The organism is Thermodesulfovibrionales bacterium, assembly GCA_026417875.1.
Lineage (GTDB): Bacteria > Nitrospirota > Thermodesulfovibrionia > Thermodesulfovibrionales > CALJEL01 > CALJEL01.
This window is the reverse complement of record JAOACK010000030.1, coordinates 1-20,651: the sequence shown is the minus strand read 5'-3', so window position 1 is coordinate 20,651 and position 20,651 is coordinate 1. Positions and strand designations below refer to the sequence as shown.

Genomic DNA, 20,651 nt, shown 5'->3' with positions numbered 1-20,651 from the left:
CATCAAGGCTGAGTCTGTGTGGTTCAAAAGGACCGTGGACTCTTAGATAATTTCCTATCTCATTTGCCTTCTGTCTTGCGTAATCAAATGCCGGATCATCAAAGAGGTCCCTCGGGCCTATGAGCCTTCCGCTGGTTATCTGGAATCCTGCAGCAATAACCCTCGGTGGACCGTCAAATCTTGTGGGATTTGCCTTATCAAAAGAAACCGGCATTAGAGGACCGTGATGAGAACCCCTCATCCAGCCCTCAACAATGTGAGGAAAGGAGAAAGGTTCAAGAGCCTCTCCAACAGCAGGAAGACCTGCCTGACACCTTACTATTAAAACTGGATCATCCTTTCCAACATACTTACCGGCAATGAGGCTCAGTTTCTGTGTAGATGCTGCAGCAGCTATCTCGCCCTTTTTTGTATAAACCCTTCTTATCATATACCTTCTCATTGCTCCAATAAGCATCAGCAGGTCATACATCTCCTCAGGGGTATGAAGTTTAATGCTTCTGTGACCGTAAACATCAACAACCTCAAAGATAAACCCATCATGCATTGCCGGGTCAATTACAAGACCAGCTGTATTAAAGGGATCAGCAAACATCTTAAAGAGCGGAAGATTCCAGGCACCTGGAGATGTTTTATCTGCCATGAATATTATAACGGGCTCTGATTTTCTTTCTATAAATTCCATCTCAGCCACACCAGGACCCATTCCCTTCACATTTCCTGAAAAGGCGTCTGCAAGCAGGTCCTGACCTGCGCCGTACATCTTGAGTTCTTTTGCCACCTCAGTGGCTGCAAGGAAGGTATCCCATGCGAGTTTATGAATCTCCTCACTATCTGTACCCTTTTTATGCGTCATTATAAGTTCCATATCGTCTCCGCAACGAGTTACATAAAAATCGATAATTAAGCCTTTTTTCTTAGCTTCTTCCAGCTTGCCTTTTGCACAGTCCATCATGTCACAATGAATAGCACAATGCCCAACAAATCCACCTACATCAGCCTTGATCACACTAAGAGTAATCTTTTCAGACATAACAAACCTCCCATTCTATAATCGTAATCGCCTGGTTTGGCAGATTAGTTCTATTTATGATCTAAATTAAAAGGGCTTGAGATAATATCTCTTTTCATTATACCATTATAATATTTTACGCAATGTTTTAGAGATTTGGACAAAAATCTCCTTTTACTTAATTGTAGAGAATCCCTTACCGGGTATAGGAGCTTTAGAAAAATTATATATAACTCAGTTCTATACTACTTTTTCAAGCTCCTGCTGAGTCTCCTCTCAATGGAGGCAACCTTCTCTTCAATCCTGTTTGGTTTACCCTTTCTATCATCAATAGTTATTGTAATTATGGCTCGGTCTGCTTTACTCATTACAGCCTCATGACACTTTTTTATAAGACCAAATACCTCAGACCATTCTCCCTCGACCACTGTTCCCATAGGATTAACCTTATAAGGCATACCGCTTCTGTCAACAATATCAAGGACCTCTGCAAGATAATCACCTATACTGCTTCCCGCACCTACTGGAACTATGCTAAATTCAACAAGCATGGGACACCTCCTCTCATAGGTTTAGCTCTGTCTGAAGGCTCAGGATTTCAATTAATTTTAGCCTTCAGGCCATAGCCTATTTTATGGCATCCTTAAAAGCCTTTCCTGCAGTAAATCTTGGCACTTTCATAGCCGGAATCTTGATTTCCTCACCTGTCTTCGGATTACGACCTTTTCTTGCTTTTCTTTTTGAAACAGAGAAAGTTCCAAACCCGACTAATGTGACTTTCTGGCCCTTTTTTAGTGCTGCCTTGATTGCATCAAGTGTGGCATCAAGTGCCTTAGATGCCTGAGTCTTTGAAAGACCTGCACCGCCTGCAATCTTCTCAACAAGTTCAGCCTTAGTCATGATAAATCCTCCTTATTGACATCTAAGATTCCAAAGCTTGTTAGCCAAGGTTTTCTGCTAAGATAAGGTAGCAAAGCTCGGCCTTTTTGTCAAGTCTATTTAGTGTCAATAAAGACATAAAATGCAAGAAATGGTATACAATATTAAGACCTGCTGAAACTACCCTGGAAGAATCCCCTCATATCCTTCATGTTATAATTTTATATGCTTCAGGAATTAGCAATTAAAAACCTGGCAATTATCGAAAATCTTATCTTAACCTTTAAACCAGGACTCAATGTCCTAACAGGTGAAACAGGCGCAGGAAAATCCATAATAGTCGATGCCCTTAGCCTTGCTCTCGGAGAAAGAGCAAGTTCTGAGATACTTAAATATGGAGCAGATGAGGGTTCTGTCCAGGCACTTTTTGATATTGAAAATATAGAAAATATAAATCTACCTGAAAGTCTTCCACTAGAAGACAGCAGTATTATCCTAAAAAGGATTATCTCTTCTTCGGGTAAAAACAGAGCATATATAAATGAAAACCTGGTAAATCTCTCAACACTCCAGAGTATTGGTTCATTGCTTGTTGATATTCACAGCCAGCATGAACACCAGAGTCTGATGAATAAAGAAAGACAGCTTGAGCTCCTTGATTCCTTTGGAGTAATTGACAGTCTTAAGAAAGAATACAGTGAGGTATATACTATTGTAACAGAGCTTAAAGAAAGAATAAGAAAGATAGAAGAGGATCTCAGGTACAGAGAACAAAGGGCAGACCTTCTCAGATATCAGATAAATGAAATAACAAAGGCAGGATTGAGACCGGATGAAGAAGAATCCCTAAGAAAGGAATATGCCATACTGAAGAATTCTGCAAAGCTCTTAGAGGCAGTAAATCTCGCTCACAGTTCATTATACGAATCTGAGAATTCCTGTATTGTTCAGATTGCAAAGACCATAAACAGATTAAAAGAACTCGCTCACATAGATCCCGAGCTTCAGGAAGTTGTTGAGATTATTTCGCAGGCAAAACCTCTTATTGAGGAAACATCGCGTAACCTGAGTGCCCTAAGGGAAAAATATAATATAGATCCCAGAAGGCTTGATTACCTTAATGAGAGACTTGACCTTATTGAGAGATTAAAAAAGAAATACGGGCCATCAGTGCAGGAAATCCTCTACTATCTTGAAAAGGCAAAGAAAGAACTTGAAATCCTTGAGAGTTCTGAAAATGTGCTTTCTGACCTGAAAAATGAACTTGCAGAAAAAGAAGGAATTCTCTGGAGACTTGCCGAGGAGATTTCAGATAAAAGAAGAGAAACTGCCCGCAGGATTGAGGAGGCAATGAAGAACGAATTGAAGGAGGTAGCCCTTGATAAGGCAATATTCAGAATAAATATCAGAAGACTGCCTGAACTCTCCAAGAACGGGATTGATGATATTGAATTTGAATTCTCTGCAAATCCAGGAGAGCCTCCAAGATCCATGACAAAGATTGCCTCAGGAGGTGAACTCTCGAGGCTCATGCTCTGTCTTAAAGTAATACTTGCAGAGGTTGACAGAATACCTGTATTAATCTTTGACGAAGTTGATGCTGGCATTGGCGGTACTGTAGCAGATAAGGTCGGGCAGAGACTGAAAAAACTCTCAAAAAACAGACAGATACTGTGCATAACCCATCTTCCCCAGATAGCATCAAGGGCAGATCATCATATAAAGGTAGAAAAGGTTCAGAAAAAGAATTCCGTTGAAGTTAAGGTAAAAAGCCTTTCTGAAACAGAAAGGCAGGAAGAAATTGCAAGGATGCTAAGTGGAAAGATAACAGATGCCTCCTTGAGGCATGCAAGGGAATTATTGAAGGAGTCATGATGAAAGCAAAGAAGGTAACATCAGAAAGTACAAGAAAACCAAAAGGAAGGATAGAGATAAACCAGGAGCTCTGTAAAGGTTGTGGCTACTGTGTGGAAGCATGCCCGAAATCAGCAATAGTTATAGGGAAGAGATTCAACAAGATGGGCTATTTTGTGGCAGAGGTGGTATCAGATGAATGCACTGGCTGCGCTTCCTGCGCTGAGATGTGTCCTGAAATATCAATACTTGTATGGAGAGAGAAATGATTGTTATTGTCGATTATGGAATGGGAAATCTTAAGAGTGTGGAAAAGGCATTTCTGAAAACAGGAACTCCTGTGAAGGTAACTCAGAATCCCTCCGATATTCAAGGCGCAGAGGCGGTGGTTCTTCCTGGAGTTGGTGCCTTTCCTGACTGCATGAGAAATTTAAATGAAAAGGGTCTTCTTGAAGCAATTGTGCAGGCAATACAAAAGGGTAAACCGTACCTAGGTATATGTCTGGGGCTTCAGATCCTTTTTGATGAATCAGAGGAGTTTGGACTGAACAGAGGTCTGGGAATTATCCGTGGAAGGGTTAGGAGATTCTCCTTAAAGGATAGGAATCTAAAGATACCCCATATGGGATGGAACAGTGTAAGGATAATTAAAAGAGCACCCATCTTCATGGATATTCCAGAAGGGAGCTATTTCTATTTTGTCCATTCCTATTATGTTGTACCTGAGGATAGGTCAGTTGTTTCAACAGAGACAGAATACGGTCAGTGGTTTGTATCCTCTATCTGGAAGGATAATATCATTGCCACACAGTTTCACCCAGAGAAAAGTCAGGCCCTCGGGCTCAAGTTACTCAGAAATTTTGTGGAATTTGTAAAAAAGGATAAGCTAAATGCAGTTCTTTAAAGCTAAAAAAGCAAGAAATAATCTTTATAAAAAGCATACTTTTAGAACATAAAAAGATGCCATCTTTTGTCAATGTAAATTAAATTTTTAAGATGATTTTATAAAAAATATTTCTTGTTAATGCTTTTAAAGAAAAATCATGGCATCTATATTCAGAATGATATATTCAAACTCCTCAAAACCAGGTTTACAAGGCCTCCAAAGAGTATTGCACTTGGGAAAACCACAAGGACAATCATAAAGGCAACCCTCAGGCCAAATTCCTTTACCATCATCAAAAAATGGGCAAGACAGGGGACAAAGAGTGTTATTGTAATAAGGCTTACAAGAGACTGAAGAGGATTAAGAATCCCTTCCTTGGACATGTCAAACAGACCTGCTGCTCCATAGTCCCTTCTGAGAAAGCCGAGCAAAAAGGCCTCAGTGGTCTTTTCAGGAAGTCCAAGGAGATTTACCACAATGGGTGATGCAATATGCTTTATCCAGTCCAAAATAGCAATTTTGTGCAATATAAAAAGTATAAATGTTCCCAAGATGAAAAGAGGGACAGCCTCTCTGAGATACCATACTACTCTGTTAAAGGTCTTTATAAGCACATTCTCAAGAACAGGCATCCTCATAGGTGGTATCTCCATAAAAAATTCTGAACTCTCACCTCGAACAATCCTCGAGGCAATTGATCCCATAAGAAGAAGCACACTCAGTACTGTAAAGAACCATATAAGGGTCGCTTTCCAGGAGAAACTTCCGAGCATACCAAGAATAACTCCCAGCTGGGCGGAACATGGCACAGCAAGGGCAAGCAGAAAAGCAGCAAGAAGTCTCTCGCGATTGGTCTCGAGAATCCTTGTTGTCATTACAGCCATAGTGCCACAGCCAAGGCCAAGGACCATTGGAAGCACTGCCTTTCCACTCAGACCCATAGTTTTAAACAATCTATTTGACATGATAGCAAGCCTTGGAAGATAGCCGCAGTCCTCAAGTATTGAGAAGGCTATAAAGAATGTGGTGGTTATTGGAAGAATAATGCCAATGGCATAGGTTATAGCAACTGTTATCATTCCGTATTCACCAACGAGTGCCTCTCTTAATAGGCTTAAGGGTATAATGAACTCTACAATTTTTGTAAACATAGGATTAATATACTCTCCAAAAAGACCTTCCTCGAGAAGATCAACAAGTGTACCAGCACCAAAGATACCTACAAATTCATAAAGAAGAAAAAGCACAAATCCAAGGACCGGCAATCCCCATAATGGATGCATACTTAAATTTCCAAGAAGCTGAGCTAATCCTCCTGAGCCTGCAGAAATTCTTTTTATGGCTCCAAGTCCAATAGATTCTGCAAGGGCAAGCCTTTTTGCATTTATTATGAGCCCGGGATCTGTTTTTAATTTCTCGGCGCACCTGTCCCTTATCTCCTCTATTCGCTCTAGTGTCTTTTCAGAAAGGCTCGCTCTCAGCCAGCCTTTAAGGGTTTCATCACCTGAAAGAATCATGAGGCCTATGGATCTCTTTGATATGGAAGAATCAGGCAATAGCATTTCTAACTCTTTCAAGGCATCCTCAATAATAGTTCCGTAGTTAACCATAATTGAAGGCACCTGCGGACTGGCTGTAGCAGATTTTAACTCTGAAAGACCCTTTTTCTGAGAGGCAATAGTGCTAACCACAGGTGCTCCAAGTTCATCGCTCAGTTTTTTCTCATCAATCAGAATCCCCCTGTCCCTTGCTTCATCTATCATGTTGAGATCAACTACTAGGGGTATCCCCATCTCAGCAAGCTGTATTGTTATGAATAACCCTCTTTTAAGATTTTTCGCATCAATAATCTGAATAACAGCATCAGGTCTGTCCCTGAGCAGTATATCTCTTGTGACCTTTTCATCCTCACTCATGGGAATAAGATTGTTGATACCAGGTGTGTCAATAATCAAATATTTCTTCCCGTTTAGATAACATGGTGCAGAAGTTATCTCTATGGTTGTACCTGGATAATTTGAGACAGTGGCATACCTTCCTGTCAAAAGACCGAAAATTACGCTTTTGCCAACATTTGGATTTCCCACAAGGGCAATCCTTCCGTATACTCCACCTTTTTGTCTTCCTCTCTGACTCTCCTTCATTTTAAATCCTTCAAGGATGCAGGGAAAGCCTATGTAATATGCAGCCCAGCTTGATGTGCATTTCTTAAATATTTCAGTGTGACATATTTGTAATTGATAATTATTCTCATTTACTATAACAGGTAAAGATAATTAAGTCAAGTAATCAGGAGATTAATTCGGGCTGGCAAATTTTTAAAATACTATGCCTTAGATTATAATCTTTTATAAAACAATAAAATTTTTTATACCTCAATAGGCCAACCGAATCTTGACTTTAGTATTAGAGATGGGTATTATAGCTTGACCAGCGTAAACAGCCACTACCGAAGGCTGATATGATTTAGGACTATGTGAGGAGGTTTCTGTGGAAGCACCTTTATTGATTGAGATTCATGGTGTCCCACCATATGTAACCTATTCATGGCTTGCAATGATAATACTGATTGCTGTAGCTTTAATGATAAGAAGTACCCTAAAGCTTGTTCCTACAGGAATACAGAATTTTGTAGAGATACTTGTTGAAGAATTAAAGAAACTTGCAGAAGAAAACATAGGCCATCACTGGGCACCGAGGTTTTTTCCTCTGATCGGTACTCTGGGCCTCTATATCCTTGTTTGTAATTTCATGGGTCTTATCCCCGGTTTTGAATCACCTACAAGTAATATAAACACAACAGCCTCTATGGCTGTTCCTGTTTTCCTAGCAACTCATTATTACGGTATAAGGGTTCATGGCATAAAATACATAAATCACTTTCTCGGTCCTATGAAAAGCATCTGGGCACTTCCGCTGATGATTATGATGTTCGTAATTGAAGTAATCGGCCATCTTGCAAGACCTGTTACGCTATCGGTCAGGTTGTTTGGAAATATGATAGCAAAACATATGATACTCATAATACTGGCTCTACTTACACCATGGATTGTGCCTGTTGCAATACTGGGACTTGGAGTTCTTGTGAGCGTAATACAGGCCTTTGTCTTTGTTCTTCTGACAACTCTTTATCTTGCTGGTGCTGTTGAGGAATCTCATTAAAAAGGCTTTAGGTCTTTAGGCTTAAGGCATAAATCCTTATAAGAAAGGAGGTTCTGGGATGAAAAGAATCACGGTAGCAACACTTATTGCTCTTGCAGTCCTTTATATCATGGCACCTCTGGCCTTTGCAGAAGAGGGAGCAGCTCTTAATGAGGCGAAACTCCATTACTATGCAATGGCAGCCCTTGGTTGTGCTATTGGAATAGGTCTAGCAGCTCTGGGTACAGGTATAGGTCAGGGCATCGGCCTTAGCAGGGCCTGTGAGGGTGTAGCAAGGAATCCAGGTGTATCAGGTAAGATAATGACCACGCTTATTATTGGTCTTGCCATGATAGAGTCCCTTGCTATCTATGCCCTTGTTGTAGTACTGATAATACTTTTTGCAAATCCCTTCAAAATATGATACTACAGGGAGCAGTCTGCAAGCTTAAAATAAACTCTTTAAATGACTGCTCCCCTTTTTTATGTTATAATTTATCATGTCTGATGACCAGGTTTACAAACGATCGATAGAAATAATAAGAAAGAATATTGAAAATGGTCAGCCCTTCGACATCGCCTGTGAAGCAATATCTGTGGCTGATGAAAACCTGCGGCGTTCAATTATTGATGATGCCCTCAAGATCGAGATTGCTGAGAGACATTATGGTAAAAATATTCCACTTATTGAACTCTCAAAAAAACTTCAGGTATCCATGGAACGGCTTCTAAAGGCAAATGATGAGATGCTTGAAGACGTCATGGATAACATACGTCAAACCTTCAAGGACTTTCCAATTGACCCCGATTCTCTAACACATTAAGATGAAGAAAATAACCCTCTTCAGCCTGAGTACCTGTCCTGTATGTAAAAAGGTGAAAGCATTTCTTGACGAAAATAATATCCACTACGAACTGATTGAGGTAGATACACTGGATAGCGGAGAACAATGGCTCATGACAAAGGAGCTAATGAAGTACAATCCCCAGGCAACCTATCCAACCCTTGTTGTGGCTGAAGTTATAAGGGGTTATGACCCGGAAGAGCTAAAAAAGCGAGTTCTTAATTTAATCAGAGACTGAAAAGTGCCAGTGACTGCTGAAGAGCTTTATGATATATTAAAAAAATATGCAGCCAGTCAGGGCATAGAACTGAATAAGGACAGGGATTTTACCCTTGAGATTATAAGTGGATTATTAAAAAATGAAGAACGCTACGGTTACAGATCCTGTCCCTGCAGGCTCGCAACAGGGATTAAAGAAAGGGATGAAGATATAATCTGTCCGTGCAGATACAGGGATGATGACATAAAGGAATATGGCAGTTGTTACTGTTATCTTTATGTATCCAGGGAATGGAATGAGGGGAAAATTCCTCACAGGATCGTGCCGGAAAGAAGGCCTGTAAGGAGGTGATTTATAATGCATGAGGATGATATAAATATATTCAGTCTGCAGACCTTAAGGGATATTAAAAGAAGACCAGATATCCTGTCCAACATTAAGTGGGATGCCTCACTCCCCTTAATAATGAAGCCACGGTTCCAGATGACAGAAGAGGAATTTCAGAGTCTTAAGAATATGATAGGTTATGTTTTTTATATAGAAACAACAGGCTCTAAACCAAGCCTTATGTTAATGAAGATAAACAGAAGTGATGTGGCAGATACAGTAGGTGTCATTGATGAAATCCCTGAAGAATTACTCCGCGGTGCCCTGGAACAACCTGTGCATCCACCTGTCCATGGCATGTATGGAATTACAGAAGAGATAAAAAGCTGGTTAAAAAAGGAACTCAAATTAGAATGATAGACAGATGTCTTAGAATATGTGGAGGATTTGATTCCTGCTTTATACAGACAAAAAAACATATCGAATGCCTGTCTGATATCCTTATAAATAAGGCCTTCGGCACATCAGAAATACTTGAGCAGATACTGAAGGAGTGCAATGAACCCAGGATGGTCTCTCTTCTGCAAGAAGCTCTCCGAAGCACCTATGAAATAATGAACTGGGTAAAATACCTGCAGATTGCTAGTGACCTGAAATTCACATCTGAGATTTCAAAAGTTTCCAGTAACGAAAAGCGAAGACATCTAAGATATCCTGTTCCAGAGGTTATAAGGAGATATATAAATCTTACAATTGATGCAGAAGGCAAGATGATTGAAGGCATCATAACAAATATAAGCCAGCAGGGTCTTCAATTTATAATCAAGGAGCCTCTGAAGCCTGGCAAAATTTACAGCTTAAAGATAAGCACTATAAGAACAGCAAGTAAGGAACTCATCCTTAAAATAAAAGTGGTTTACTGTAAAAGGAACGGGGTTAACTTTATTTCAGGAGCCTTTGTAGCTGAAATGCCTGATGAATTATCATTTAATTTCTTTAAGAATGTCCTTGACCTCTTTTATTCTATTTCTGTCTAATGTTAAAGGTTTCCTCTATCATCAGGAGATATTTAACAAGGTCAAATCCCAGTTTTAAGAGCTCGATTTCATCCTCTCTGACAAGTTCCACACGGGATTCAGGAACATCAAAATGATTTAAAAAACCGCTTTCAAAGATAAATCTTCTAAATCTATCCATATCGTAACAGGCGAGGTAGAAAAGGGATTGTTTTTTTGTATCAATTGACTCTCCAGGTCCATTCCTCCTGAGCTGAAAGAGCCTCCATTCCCTGTTAATATCATCATAGCTCTCAACTCCCTGATCCTTTAACCATTCTTCAATGGTCCATTCATAGTATTCAAGAAATCCCTTACAGTGGTCCTCCTTAAGAAAAAAATAAAACTCTTCATTAACTATCTCCCTATCAACTGCCTTTTTAATAATTCCGTGCCCGACCGGATAATATCGACAGTTCACAGGTCTATCCTCATAAATAGAGCAACCTTCAGGGGTAACAAAGGGACATTTTTTATCACGGTCCATCCTTAAAAAGACGCAGGGCAGGGACGATTTCTCATCAACAATCATGTTTGTATATCTCTCAAGAAATTCTGAAGAGCTGATCTTTAATCTATTTTTCATCACAACGATGTCGTAGGGTGTAAGCATTATGTCAATGCGGCTACAGCATCTTGTAAAGCATGAGATATCCTTATGACATCTGAACTTAAACCTTGCCTTTCCAGTGTATCGAACAGGTTCAACTGCTGAAATATTCAGTATCAATTCTTACCTCCAGAGGTTTAATATAAAAATAAAAAAGGGCTGGCTGAAGCCAGCCCGTTAGAATAACACAGTCAGTATTATTTAATCAAAGGAACGATAAGCAGCGCTACTATATTTACAACCTTTATCATTGGGTTAATAGCAGGGCCCGCTGTATCCTTGTAAGGGTCGCCCACTGTATCACCGGTAACTGCTGCCTTGTGTGCCTCGGATTTCTTTCCACCGTATGCTCCGTCTTCAATATATTTCTTTGCATTATCCCAGGCTCCTCCCCCACTTGTCATAGCAATTGCCTGGAATAGTCCTGTTACAATACTTCCTATAAGCACACCGCCCAGTGCTTCCTTTCCAATAATGAATCCAACCAGGATTGGAACAACCACTGGCAGAAGGGCAGGTATCATCATCTCCTTTATTGCTGACTTTGTAACTATATCCACACACTTACCATATTCTGGCTTTGCTGTTCCTTCCATTATACCCTTAATCTCCCTGAACTGCCTCCTGACCTCCTCAACAACACCACCTGCAGCCTTACCCACAGACTCCATAAGAAGGGCACCAAAATAATATGGCAGAAGTCCACCTATAAACAGACCAACAAGAACCTTTGGATTTGAAAGTTCAAATACAAGACTCTCACCAAAGGCCCTTGAGTATTCAGCAAAGAGCACAAGTGCTGCAAGTCCTGCAGAACCTATTGCATAACCCTTTGTAACAGCCTTTGTGGTATTACCGACTGCATCAAGGGGGTCTGTGACAGCTCTAACCTCCTTTGGAAGCTCTGCCATTTCAGCAATTCCACCTGCATTGTCCGTTATAGGACCGTAGGAGTCTATGGATACCACTATTCCTGTCATAGAAAGCATGGATACTGCTGAAAGGGCAATTGCAAAGAGGCCTGAACCAGGATTACCATCAAAACCACCTCCAAGGGCATAGGCCCAGAGAATTGCACCGGAGATGGCAAGGACCGGAAGGCCGGTTGATTTCATACTAACAGCAAGACCTGCTATGATGTTTGTTGCATGACCTGTCTGGCTTGCTGCAGCAATGTGCTTGACAGGTGCAAAACTCTTCGAGGTAAAGTACTCAGTTATCATAACAATCAGCCATGTAAGGACAAGTCCTATCAGGGCTGTGGTGAATATCTTAAGTGGTGTAAAGACACCTGCCTCCACTCCAGGCTGACCGAGGAACCACTGGGCTGCAAAGTAAAAGCCAATTGCAGCAAGTATTCCAGATGCAGCAAGCCCTTTGTAAAGTGCACCCATAATATACTGGCTTTTGCCAAGTTTCACAAAGAATGTTCCAAGAATCGAGGCAATTATTGAAATTGCACCTATTAGAAGAGGAAATACAACCCAGGCACTCTCAGCACCAAAGATTGTCTTGGCTAGAAGCATTCCTGCAACAACTGTAACTGTATATGTTTCATAAAGGTCTGCAGCCATACCAGCACAGTCACCAACATTATCACCAACATTATCAGCAATAACTGCAGGGTTTCTTGGGTCATCCTCTGGTATTCCTGCTTCAACCTTTCCAACAAGGTCTGCTCCTACATCAGCTGCTTTTGTATAAATTCCACCGGCAATACGAGCAAAGACACTCATTAATGAACAGCCAAAGCCGAGTCCCACAAGCGCATGGAATGCCTTCTCAACATCTGGCTCAACAGCTCTTACAATAAGATAATATCCTGCTATACCTATGATGCCAAGGCCAACAACCATCATTCCAGTAACAGATCCGCCCCTGAATGCAAGCTTCAGGGCAGCATTAAGTCCACCCTTTGCTGCCTCAGCTGTTCTTACATTTGCCCTTACTGTAACCATCATACCAATATATCCTGCAAGGGCCGAACCAGCAGCACCAATAAGAAATCCTACCGCAGTCCATGTACCAAGACCTGCTACAAGTATGAGCACGAATATCACAGCACCTGCAATAGCAACTGTTTTGTATTCCCGGTTAAGAAAGGCCTGAGCACCTTCTTTAACCGCATCCGATATTGCCCTCATCCTGTCAGTACCGCTGGGCTGCTTTAATACCCACTGGGCTGTAAGGAGGGCATAGGCAACACCAAGAATACCGCTGAGAAGGGCAACTACAAGAATAGTACTCATTTCACATACCTCCTTTTAAAGTTTTTTAAGAAATTATACTCCCTCAGAAATATACTCCTTTAAATAATGAACCTCTGCCTCAAGTTTACCAACAATGCTGTTTACTACATCCCTTATAGAAATCATGCCTATGACCTTTCCATCCTCAACAACTGGAAGATGCCTTATCTTTAGCTTATTCATCAGTGACATTGCTGTATTAAGGTCATCTTCTGGCTTTATTACGACAAGATCAACTGTCATTATATCTTTAACCTCAAGTTCTTCAAAATTCTTTCCAGCCTTTACCCATGCCTTCAGTGCATCCCTTTCCGTAAAAAGCCCGAGTGGTTTACCTGTATCGCTTATAATTATTAGGGCGCCAATATTCCTTTCAACCATCTTTTCAATAGCCTTTCCCACAGGTGTATCTGGGTGAACACCTATGAGTTCAGCTCCTTTATTTTTTAATAATTTTCTGATTGTCAACTTGCCTTCCTCTCAATTAGTTCTTTTGGTGTGATGCCATTATGCCTTGCAAAGACCATTGCAACTGTCCTGTATACCATATGAGCCATTTTTGAAAAAGGTGCATAGGCGAAAAGGAAGAAAACAAAGGTAAGATGCAAAAAGTAAACTGGATAGGCAAGGCTTGCGATATCAGCTAATCTTAAAACCTGAGAGAGTATTCCTGTAACAGCAATTATGTATATTACTGCTATCAGTAGCCAGTCAAAATAACTTCCTATGCCTGCCTTGGGAGCATTTATTAGCCTGAAAAGCACAATAAGGGTTATTCCTGTTATAAGGGCAAGACCGCTTATATTACCGAGAATCTTTACCGGATCGTAAAGGGGATAGGGTGATTCACCAAAATGGAATATACCAAAAGGCTGGATGCCGAATATCTCGTATCCGTAAAGATAGACAACAGCCCACGATGTTGTTATAGCAAGACCAATAAAGGCATAGAAAGTCAGTAGATGGGCATAGGTCCTCGTCTTTGTCACATTACACCTTGTGAACTGCCTGTGAAGGAGTATCTCTTTCAGAGTGTTTACTATGCTATTAGAGAGGCTCTGAGATCCTTGACTGTATCCAGCTGCTTTAAGGGTATTCCAGTACTTCTTAACACCCATTATAAAAGAGACGACGGCAAAGGCTGCTGCTGCGATGAATATGGGATCTATTACTGTATTTATTGGCATAAACTTAGCATAAACAATACTTCCATCTTCACCTCTCGGAATGGAATCAGGATCAAGAGGATTTCCATGAGCTCCAATTAAAAGGATAATAACAGGCACAGCAAGGAGAAAAATCAGATAAAGTGGATTGCCCACCATTTTACCCAGAAAACCCGGCCAGGAGTGCTCCTGAATAGCAAGTTTCCTGATAGCGCCTAGTACCTCACCTGGCTTTGCACCCCTTGGGCAATAGGCTGTGCAGTCACTGCACTGATGGCATAACCATATGTCAGGATTTGAAAAGAGTTTATCTTTAAGACCCCACTGGGCATAAAGCATCTCTTTTCTCGGAAATGGTTTTTTGTCCTGGGTGACATTGCATACTGCTGTACATGTAGAACACTGGTAGCACTTTTTAAGATCCGTGCCACCAGCTTTTATTACTTCTTTCACGAATCTGAGATCAGGTTTTATAATCTCGGCCATCTAAAACCTCCTTAAAAGCCCTTATAGGGATTTGGACCAAGTTCATTTATCTTTTCAACAAATTCATTTATTATCTCTGGCAGTTTGTGGTATTCATTGATAGCAAGCTGAACCATCTTTACCCTCTCTGACTCAAGCTGTAGCCTGCTTAATGTTTCCTGTACCTTACCAAGCCTGTAATTGGCAAGCTCACTTCCCTTAACAAAATGGCACTGGTAATCCTCTCCAAATTTACATCCAAAAAGTATTGCTCCATCGATTCCACGCGAAAGGGCATCAGCAATCCACACAAGATTCATTGAACCAAGGCATCTGAGAGGAATTACCCTAATATTTGGAGGAAGTTTTAATCTATTGATGCCTGCTGTATCAAGAGCTGGATAGGCATCATTCTCGCAAACAAAGGCAAGAAGCATCAGTCCCTCTTCAGGAACATCTATTGCCTTTATCATTCCTGATATCATATCAACACTGTAATCCTTGAATGAGACTATTCTTTCAGGACAGGCTCCAAGACAGGTTGCACAGCGCCTGCATCTGTTTGGCTTGTAATAGGGGATACCTTTTTCATCTTCATCAATTGCTCCGAATGGGCACTCCTCGGTGCAGCGCTTACAGGCAGTGCATCTCAGAAGAAGGGGATCAGGATAGGTCATATCCCATGCCCTTGGATGGACTGCAATACCCTTTGCAACATGTTCAGCTGCCTGTATTGCCTTCAGTGCTGCTCCTGCTGCATCATCCTGAGCCTCGGCCATTGTCATTGGCTGCCTTACACAGCCTGCAGCATATATTCCAGTCCTGCGGGTCTCGTACTGGAAACATATAAAGTTAGAGTCTACAAATCCATAAGCATTTTTTTCTACAAATGGTGGGATCTCGGGACCCTGTCTGTAATTAAGATTAAGAATAAACTCCGGTTTTGGTGTTGACTCTATATATGCCTTTTTTGCCTCATCACCCTGAGCTGCTGCCTTCTGAAGACCTTCAAGATATTCCTGAGACTCCCTTGTTGCAGGCACCATGCCTATCGCAAGGACAACAAGGTCGGCTTCTATCTTAATCCTCTCACCCATAAAGAGTGTACTTTCTGCTTCAACATAAAGCTTACCATCCTCTTCATAAACACCTGTGACATCTCCCTTAGTAAGCATTATTCCAGGATCACCCTGTACCTCCTTGTAAAAGAACTCTGTCTGCCCAGGTGTCCTTATGTCTTTATAAATTATAAAAGCAAGACCATCCTCCACCAGTTCTCTTACATACTTCGCCTGTTTCAATGAGGCTCCGCAGCAATAGGCTGAACAGTAGGGCAGATGATTGGGATCTCTGCTTCCTGCACACTGAATAAAGGCAACCCTTTTAACCTCTTTTCCATCAGAAGGTCTTGTGAGTCTACCCTTTTTTGCCATCTCTTCAAATTCTATATTTGTCACAACATCCTTGAATTTTCCATACCCGAGATGTTCAAGCCTGCTTGCATCATAGGGTTTCCAGCCTGCTGCAAGAACAATTGCTCCAATCCTCAGGACCTCTGTCTTTCCATTACTCTCTATAGTTACATCCCAAATACCTGGCTGGCCATCTGTCTTTGCAACCCTTGCAGGCTTAAATATCTGTATATTTGGATGGGCCTCAACCTCTTTTATTAGATCTCCTATTGTGGGATCAGAAAGTTTATAAGGATTTGGCCTTGCCACCTGTTTGTAAAGCTTTCTCGCATATCCACCGAGCTCAGGCTCCTTTTCTACAAGATAGACCTTATAACCAGCCTTTGCTGCCTCAAGTGATGCAGTGAGTCCTGTAATGCCACCACCAATTACAAGTATTGTCTTTACTGTCTCCTGTACCCATGGCTCTGGAAGGTCTGACTTTTGAACCTTTGTAATACCCATCTTAAGATAGTCCTCTGCAGCAGCCTGGGTGAGCTCATCCTTTGGCTCAAGTGTCCATGCAACTAATTCCCTTATATTAACTCTTTCTACAATAGAGCCAGGAAAATCAAAAACCTCGTATTTAACCCTTGGTGAACAGGCAGCTATTACAATGGTATTAATGCCTTCATTTTTTATATCACTTTTGATAAGCTCCACTCCCTCAGAACCGCAGAGTGCAGGATGCCTCTTAACAGGAATATTTCTTACAGATTTCTCAAGTTTTTCAGTATTAATAGCATCAATTATTCCGCATCCCTCACATATATATACACCTATCTTCTTTTCCATTATCTACCTCCCACTATGCGCTGTATTGCCTTTAATGCCGCACCTGTGGCATCCTGTACAGACTTTGCTACATCATAGGGATTCTTTGCACAACCTGCTGCAAGGATGCCTGTATCATCAGGCATGGCAAATCCATGCTCATTGAAGTTAAGGTGTATTGATGGCCTTGCTGTCTTTGCTGCTGGCTCCATACCTGTGGCGAGAACGAGCATATCCAATCGCTGCCTGATCAGTTCTCCTGAAATCATATCCTCAGCCTCCACAATTACATCATCATTGTCAGCCTGGGCAACCTTTGCAACCTTGCCTTTTATAAAAACAGCATTTGGATTATCTTTTACCTTCCAGTAAAATTGCTCATATCTTCCAGGTGTCCTTATGTCAATGTAAAATATATACACCTTAGCCTCTGGATTCTGCTCCCAGAGATACATTGCCTGCTTCAATGATGCCATACAGCATATATAGGAACAGAACTGGAGGTGATTCTCATCCCTGCTTCCAGCACACTGTACAAAACCTATGGTCTGGGGAACCCTTCCATCTGATGGTCTTATAATCTTTCCCCGAGTCGGTCCATTCTGGGCTGCAAGTCTTTCCATCATCATATTTGTAATAACATTCTTAACCTTTCCGAATCCGAGATTGTCAATTCTGTTTGCGTCATAGGGATTCCAGCCTGTAGCAAGAATAACTGCTCCAGCTTTTATATTCACTTTTTCAGGCTTCATATCTAAATCAATGGCATCATATTTACAGGCCTCTTTACATTTAGCACAGGAATTACCTTTACAGTACTTATCATCTATAACATACCTGAAAGGAAAGGCCTGGTCAAAGGGAAGATAGGCAACCCTTGTCTTGGAAAGTCCGAAATTAAATTCATCCGGCCTCTCCTCAGGACAGGCCTCTGCACAGGCATTACAGCCGGTGCATTTCTCATTCACATACCTTGGTTTTATCTTTATAGTTACATCATAATTCCCCGGAACACCCGATACCTTCTCCACCTCTGCCATGGTATAAAAGGTTATATTTGGATTTGTCTTTATCCTCCTCATATTGATCTCAAGTCCGCAGAGAGGAGGACAGAGCTTTGGAAAGTATTTGTTAAGCTGGGCCACCCTTCCACCAAGATATGGATTTTTCTCTACTATGACCACATCATACCCTGCCTCTGCAGCATCTATGCCTGCTGTAAGGCCTGTGAATCCTCCTCCTATTACGAGGATTGTCTTACTGTCCGGCATTCTGAACCTCCTTCAATTCATTATCCGTGATCAGCTATGAAAAAAAGCACTGATCACTTATAACCTTTATATTACTTTTAGTAAGCCTGAAAATGGAGGCTACAGAGTAGCCTCCACCTTCTGACTTACTAATTGAAATCTGAGTTATTTAAATATCTGGACATAGGGTACCTTCTTGAGCTCCCATTTTCCAGTTTCTGGATCATACTTGGAGTTGACAAAGCACTTCCAGTTCTGGTCATCAATAAAGTCCTTGTCACCCCTGTAGTAGTATCCAGGATACCTGGACTCTTCTCTGAAGAGGATATGCCTTGCATGGGCCTCCACTGAGAGAATCCTGTGATAATTCTCCCAGCATCTCATGAGCTCATGGAGGTTTGCTGCTGCCATTTTATTTGAATCCTCCTTAAGCATCTCAAGCTGGGCAAGTCCTTCTTCAAGCATTGTCTTTGAGGTCATATACCATGTACTTACACCGCCAAAGTACTCATCGGCTATCTTCTGGAGCCTTGCCTGGAGCATATGTGGTCTTATGTAATGTGGATTAGTGTATGGATCGGTTGTATAGGTCTTGTACTTTTCATAGACCTCAAAGGGCAGATAAAGCTCTGCTGCTATCTGATCAGGTGTCTCCTTTATTGTTGGCTTATAATCCATATGGTCAAGTATATAGGCAACTGCTGCTTTTGCAGCAATCCTTCCTTCTGCATGAGAGCCTGAGGAGAACTTGTGACCTGAAGCTCCTACAATATCTCCCATCATGAAGAGTCCATCAACTGTTGACATCCTGTTATATCCCCAGAACCACTCTGCAGGTGCACCTGGTATATCACCAGGACCACTTACCCAGAATCCAGCACATCCTGCATGAGAGCCAAGGAGATAGGGCTCTGTTGGCATTATCTCGGAAGGAACCTTGTCAGGCTCAATATTCCTTGAAGCCCAGAGGCCTGCCTGGCCTATACACATGTCAAGGAAGTCTTCCCATGCCTCAGCCTCAAGGTGCTTTACCTTCTTCATTCCTTCTTTTTCACCAAGCTTTTCAATCATAATCTTGCTGAGTGCAGCCATTGCCTCATGGGTTCTCATTATTATTGGACCATTTCCTGCCTTCATTGCCTTCATCATGAAGTGGTTTCTGATGGCAGTACCCATTGCATCAACATAGGCACCGTATTTCTGCTTTGCCTCAGCAATCCACTCCTGATTTGCACAGTAGTCATTTCCAAGGCTGTCTGTTGCCTTTGCCTTAAAGAAGAGGAACCAGGCACCAACAGGACCATAACCATCCTTGAACCTTGCAGGAACAAATCTGTTTTCCATCATTGTTAGTTCTGCACCGACCTGCATTCCGAGGGCATATCCTGAACCTGCATTCCATACAGGATACCATGCCCTACCCTGTCCCTCTCTTGTTGACCTCGGTCTAAAGACATTAACTGCTCCACCTGCACCAAGGCATATTGCCTTAGCCTTGAATATATATATCTTGTTCTCACGGACGCTGAATCCTGCTGCAGCCGCAACCCTGTTAGGAACCTTTGCATCTTTGTAAAGTTTCACTATAAAGACCCTCTCAAAATGATTCTGAGCCATACCTGTTGCCTGTCTGTTATACTCAAGAGCCTTCTTTGCTGCCTCAGCAACTATTACCTTATAGGACTCACCGTTTATCATTATCTGCCACTTACCAGATCTTACAGGCTTTCCACCATCCTTAAGAAGTGGTTTACCTGCATCCCTTGCCTGGAAACCATCAAGGGAGAATCCATCATCTCCGACCTTCCATATTGGAAGACCCCACTGCTCAAAAAGATGAACAGAGTTGTCTACATGCCTTCCGAGGTCAAAGACAAGGTCTTCCCTGATTATTCCCATAAGGTCATTTCTTACATATTTTACATAATCCTCTACCTTATTCTCTCCAATATAAGTGTTAATAGCTGAAAGACCCATTGCAACAGCACCACTGCGGTCAGTTGCTGCCTTGTCAACCATAACTACTCTTAAGCCCTTAGGTGTTGCCCATCTGCATGCCTCAAAAGCTGCACCACAGGCAGACATGCCACCACCTATTATTAGAAGGTCTGTCTCGACCTCAACTATTGGCGGTTTTGCACAGTACGAAAAAGTACAGGTCTCTTTTTCCATCTCTACACCTCCTTATTCCTTCCTGGCCTCATAGCAGAAAAAGCCAGGGCCTTTTATTTTTGAATAATCTGGTTCAGGAAGTCCTGTATAGGGATCAATTGAACCTTCTGGAGTGAGCCTTATTGGAAATTTGAATCTCTTAATAGCACCGTTTCTGAACTTGATTGTCCACATTATAGAGTCTGTACCCCTCATAGGGATAACATTTGCTCCAAGGGGATTGAAGTCCTGATAACCCCTCACCTCAATTGCCTGCTGCGGACATATCTTCACGCAGTCGTAGCATTCCCAGCAC

At 41.6% G+C, this 20,651-nt stretch carries 22 protein-coding genes; 10 read left to right on the top strand and 12 right to left on the bottom strand.

Annotated features, from left to right (window positions below; translation table 11 throughout):
* The 3 genes from fbp to N2257_06710 form a co-directional block, all read right to left on the bottom strand.
* Window positions 1-1,033 (bottom strand): fructose-1,6-bisphosphate aldolase/phosphatase (gene fbp, locus N2257_06720; GenBank protein ID MCX7794078.1); only part of this gene is annotated, 1,033 nt, incomplete at its 3' end.
* Between the two features lie 224 nt (window positions 1,034-1,257).
* Window positions 1,258-1,563 carry an MTH1187 family thiamine-binding protein gene (locus N2257_06715; GenBank protein ID MCX7794077.1) on the bottom strand — a complete coding sequence of 102 codons (306 nt, stop codon included), beginning with the start codon at window positions 1,561-1,563 and terminating at the stop codon, window positions 1,258-1,260.
* A gap of 76 nt (window positions 1,564-1,639) precedes the next feature.
* Window positions 1,640-1,912, bottom strand: a complete 273-nt coding sequence (locus N2257_06710; protein MCX7794076.1) for an HU family DNA-binding protein — start codon at window positions 1,910-1,912, stop codon at window positions 1,640-1,642.
* A gap of 204 nt (window positions 1,913-2,116) precedes the next feature.
* Here N2257_06710 and recN point away from each other — a divergent pair, with 204 nt between their 5' ends.
* The 3 genes from recN to hisH are packed head-to-tail and all read left to right on the top strand — an operon-like array spanning window position 2,117 to window position 4,649.
* The gene (gene recN, locus N2257_06705) at window positions 2,117-3,766 is read left to right on the top strand and encodes a DNA repair protein RecN (GenBank protein MCX7794075.1); all 1,650 of its coding nucleotides are present in this window, start codon (window positions 2,117-2,119) and stop codon (window positions 3,764-3,766) included.
* Window positions 3,766-4,014 carry a ferredoxin family protein gene (locus N2257_06700; protein ID MCX7794074.1) on the top strand — a complete coding sequence of 83 codons (249 nt, stop codon included), beginning with the start codon at window positions 3,766-3,768 and terminating at the stop codon, window positions 4,012-4,014. The genes recN and N2257_06700 overlap by 1 nt, the downstream gene beginning before the upstream one ends.
* Complete coding sequence (hisH, locus tag N2257_06695) at window positions 4,011-4,649, top strand: imidazole glycerol phosphate synthase subunit HisH (GenBank protein ID MCX7794073.1); 639 nt, start codon at window positions 4,011-4,013, stop codon at window positions 4,647-4,649. The genes N2257_06700 and hisH overlap by 4 nt, the downstream gene beginning before the upstream one ends.
* Window positions 4,650-4,801: 152 nt before the next feature.
* On the opposite strand, the gene feoB is transcribed toward hisH, so the two are convergent.
* Window positions 4,802-6,775, bottom strand: coding sequence for a ferrous iron transport protein B (feoB, locus tag N2257_06690; protein ID MCX7794072.1), 1,974 nt, complete (start codon window positions 6,773-6,775; stop codon window positions 4,802-4,804).
* Window positions 6,776-7,121: 346 nt separating this feature from the next.
* On the opposite strand from feoB, the gene atpB reads away from it, so the two are divergent.
* From atpB to N2257_06655, 7 genes are all read left to right on the top strand, one after another.
* Window positions 7,122-7,793, top strand: a complete 672-nt coding sequence (gene atpB / locus N2257_06685) for a F0F1 ATP synthase subunit A (GenBank protein ID MCX7794071.1) — start codon at window positions 7,122-7,124, stop codon at window positions 7,791-7,793.
* Between the two features lie 58 nt (window positions 7,794-7,851).
* Entirely contained in the window at window positions 7,852-8,196 is a 345-nt protein-coding gene (gene atpE / locus N2257_06680) for an ATP synthase F0 subunit C (protein MCX7794070.1), read from the top strand.
* A gap of 76 nt (window positions 8,197-8,272) precedes the next feature.
* Window positions 8,273-8,596 (top strand): hypothetical protein, encoded by a 324-nt coding sequence (locus N2257_06675; GenBank protein MCX7794069.1) that lies wholly within the window; start codon window positions 8,273-8,275, stop codon window positions 8,594-8,596.
* A 1-nt stretch (window position 8,597) separates the two neighbouring features.
* The gene (locus N2257_06670; protein MCX7794068.1) at window positions 8,598-8,855 is read left to right on the top strand and encodes a glutaredoxin family protein; all 258 of its coding nucleotides are present in this window, start codon (window positions 8,598-8,600) and stop codon (window positions 8,853-8,855) included.
* 3 nt (window positions 8,856-8,858) lie between these two features.
* Complete coding sequence (locus N2257_06665; GenBank protein MCX7794067.1) at window positions 8,859-9,188, top strand: ferredoxin:thioredoxin reductase; 330 nt, start codon at window positions 8,859-8,861, stop codon at window positions 9,186-9,188.
* A 6-nt stretch (window positions 9,189-9,194) separates the two neighbouring features.
* On the top strand, window positions 9,195-9,581 hold the full coding sequence (locus tag N2257_06660) for a hypothetical protein (protein MCX7794066.1): 387 nt from the start codon (window positions 9,195-9,197) through the stop codon (window positions 9,579-9,581).
* Entirely contained in the window at window positions 9,578-10,201 is a 624-nt protein-coding gene (locus N2257_06655) for a PilZ domain-containing protein (GenBank protein ID MCX7794065.1), read from the top strand. Before N2257_06660 ends, N2257_06655 begins: the two co-directional genes overlap by 4 nt.
* On the opposite strand, the gene N2257_06650 is transcribed toward N2257_06655, so the two are convergent.
* The 8 genes from N2257_06650 to N2257_06615 form a co-directional block, all read right to left on the bottom strand.
* Entirely contained in the window at window positions 10,188-10,949 is a 762-nt protein-coding gene (locus N2257_06650; GenBank protein ID MCX7794064.1) for a YkgJ family cysteine cluster protein, read from the bottom strand. The two genes, N2257_06655 and N2257_06650, sit on opposite strands and share 14 nt — an antisense overlap.
* Window positions 10,950-11,026: 77 nt before the next feature.
* A complete protein-coding gene (locus N2257_06645; protein MCX7794063.1) occupies window positions 11,027-13,078 on the bottom strand; it encodes a sodium-translocating pyrophosphatase in 2,052 nt (683 codons plus the stop codon).
* A 33-nt stretch (window positions 13,079-13,111) separates the two neighbouring features.
* Window positions 13,112-13,546, bottom strand: a complete 435-nt coding sequence (locus N2257_06640) for a CBS domain-containing protein (protein ID MCX7794062.1) — start codon at window positions 13,544-13,546, stop codon at window positions 13,112-13,114.
* Window positions 13,543-14,730: a quinone-interacting membrane-bound oxidoreductase complex subunit QmoC gene (gene qmoC, locus N2257_06635; protein MCX7794061.1), complete on the bottom strand. Its 1,188-nt coding sequence runs from the start codon at window positions 14,728-14,730 to the stop codon at window positions 13,543-13,545. Before qmoC ends, N2257_06640 begins: the two co-directional genes overlap by 4 nt.
* A gap of 11 nt (window positions 14,731-14,741) precedes the next feature.
* On the bottom strand, window positions 14,742-16,955 hold the full coding sequence (locus N2257_06630; protein ID MCX7794060.1) for an FAD-dependent oxidoreductase: 2,214 nt from the start codon (window positions 16,953-16,955) through the stop codon (window positions 14,742-14,744).
* Window positions 16,955-18,205, bottom strand: a complete 1,251-nt coding sequence (locus N2257_06625) for a CoB--CoM heterodisulfide reductase iron-sulfur subunit A family protein (protein ID MCX7794059.1) — start codon at window positions 18,203-18,205, stop codon at window positions 16,955-16,957. Before N2257_06625 ends, N2257_06630 begins: the two co-directional genes overlap by 1 nt.
* Before the next feature lie 144 nt (window positions 18,206-18,349).
* Complete coding sequence (gene aprA, locus N2257_06620) at window positions 18,350-20,356, bottom strand: adenylyl-sulfate reductase subunit alpha (protein MCX7794058.1); 2,007 nt, start codon at window positions 20,354-20,356, stop codon at window positions 18,350-18,352.
* A gap of 12 nt (window positions 20,357-20,368) precedes the next feature.
* A partial coding sequence (locus N2257_06615; protein MCX7794057.1) for an adenylyl-sulfate reductase subunit beta occupies window positions 20,369-20,651 on the bottom strand: 283 nt, incomplete at its 5' end.

Coding starts and splice junctions, on each gene's coding strand:
- N2257_06700 (MCX7794074.1), top strand. CDS start 3,766: ATGAAAGCAAAGAAGGTAACATCAGAAAGTACAAGAAAACCAAAAGGA.
- N2257_06655 (MCX7794065.1), top strand. CDS start 9,578: ATGATAGACAGATGTCTTAGAATATGTGGAGGATTTGATTCCTGCTTT.
- qmoC (MCX7794061.1), bottom strand. CDS start 14,730: ATGGCCGAGATTATAAAACCTGATCTCAGATTCGTGAAAGAAGTAATA.
- N2257_06710 (MCX7794076.1), bottom strand. CDS start 1,912: ATGACTAAGGCTGAACTTGTTGAGAAGATTGCAGGCGGTGCAGGTCTT.
- N2257_06660 (MCX7794066.1), top strand. CDS start 9,195: ATGCATGAGGATGATATAAATATATTCAGTCTGCAGACCTTAAGGGAT.
- aprA (MCX7794058.1), bottom strand. CDS start 20,356: ATGGAAAAAGAGACCTGTACTTTTTCGTACTGTGCAAAACCGCCAATA.
- N2257_06625 (MCX7794059.1), bottom strand. CDS start 18,205: ATGCCGGACAGTAAGACAATCCTCGTAATAGGAGGAGGATTCACAGGC.
- atpE (MCX7794070.1), top strand. CDS start 7,852: ATGAAAAGAATCACGGTAGCAACACTTATTGCTCTTGCAGTCCTTTAT.
- N2257_06715 (MCX7794077.1), bottom strand. CDS start 1,563: ATGCTTGTTGAATTTAGCATAGTTCCAGTAGGTGCGGGAAGCAGTATA.
- N2257_06630 (MCX7794060.1), bottom strand. CDS start 16,955: ATGGAAAAGAAGATAGGTGTATATATATGTGAGGGATGCGGAATAATT.
- hisH (MCX7794073.1), top strand. CDS start 4,011: ATGATTGTTATTGTCGATTATGGAATGGGAAATCTTAAGAGTGTGGAA.
- N2257_06645 (MCX7794063.1), bottom strand. CDS start 13,078: ATGAGTACTATTCTTGTAGTTGCCCTTCTCAGCGGTATTCTTGGTGTT.
- N2257_06670 (MCX7794068.1), top strand. CDS start 8,598: ATGAAGAAAATAACCCTCTTCAGCCTGAGTACCTGTCCTGTATGTAAA.
- N2257_06675 (MCX7794069.1), top strand. CDS start 8,273: ATGTCTGATGACCAGGTTTACAAACGATCGATAGAAATAATAAGAAAG.
- feoB (MCX7794072.1), bottom strand. CDS start 6,775: ATGAAGGAGAGTCAGAGAGGAAGACAAAAAGGTGGAGTATACGGAAGG.
- recN (MCX7794075.1), top strand. CDS start 2,117: ATGCTTCAGGAATTAGCAATTAAAAACCTGGCAATTATCGAAAATCTT.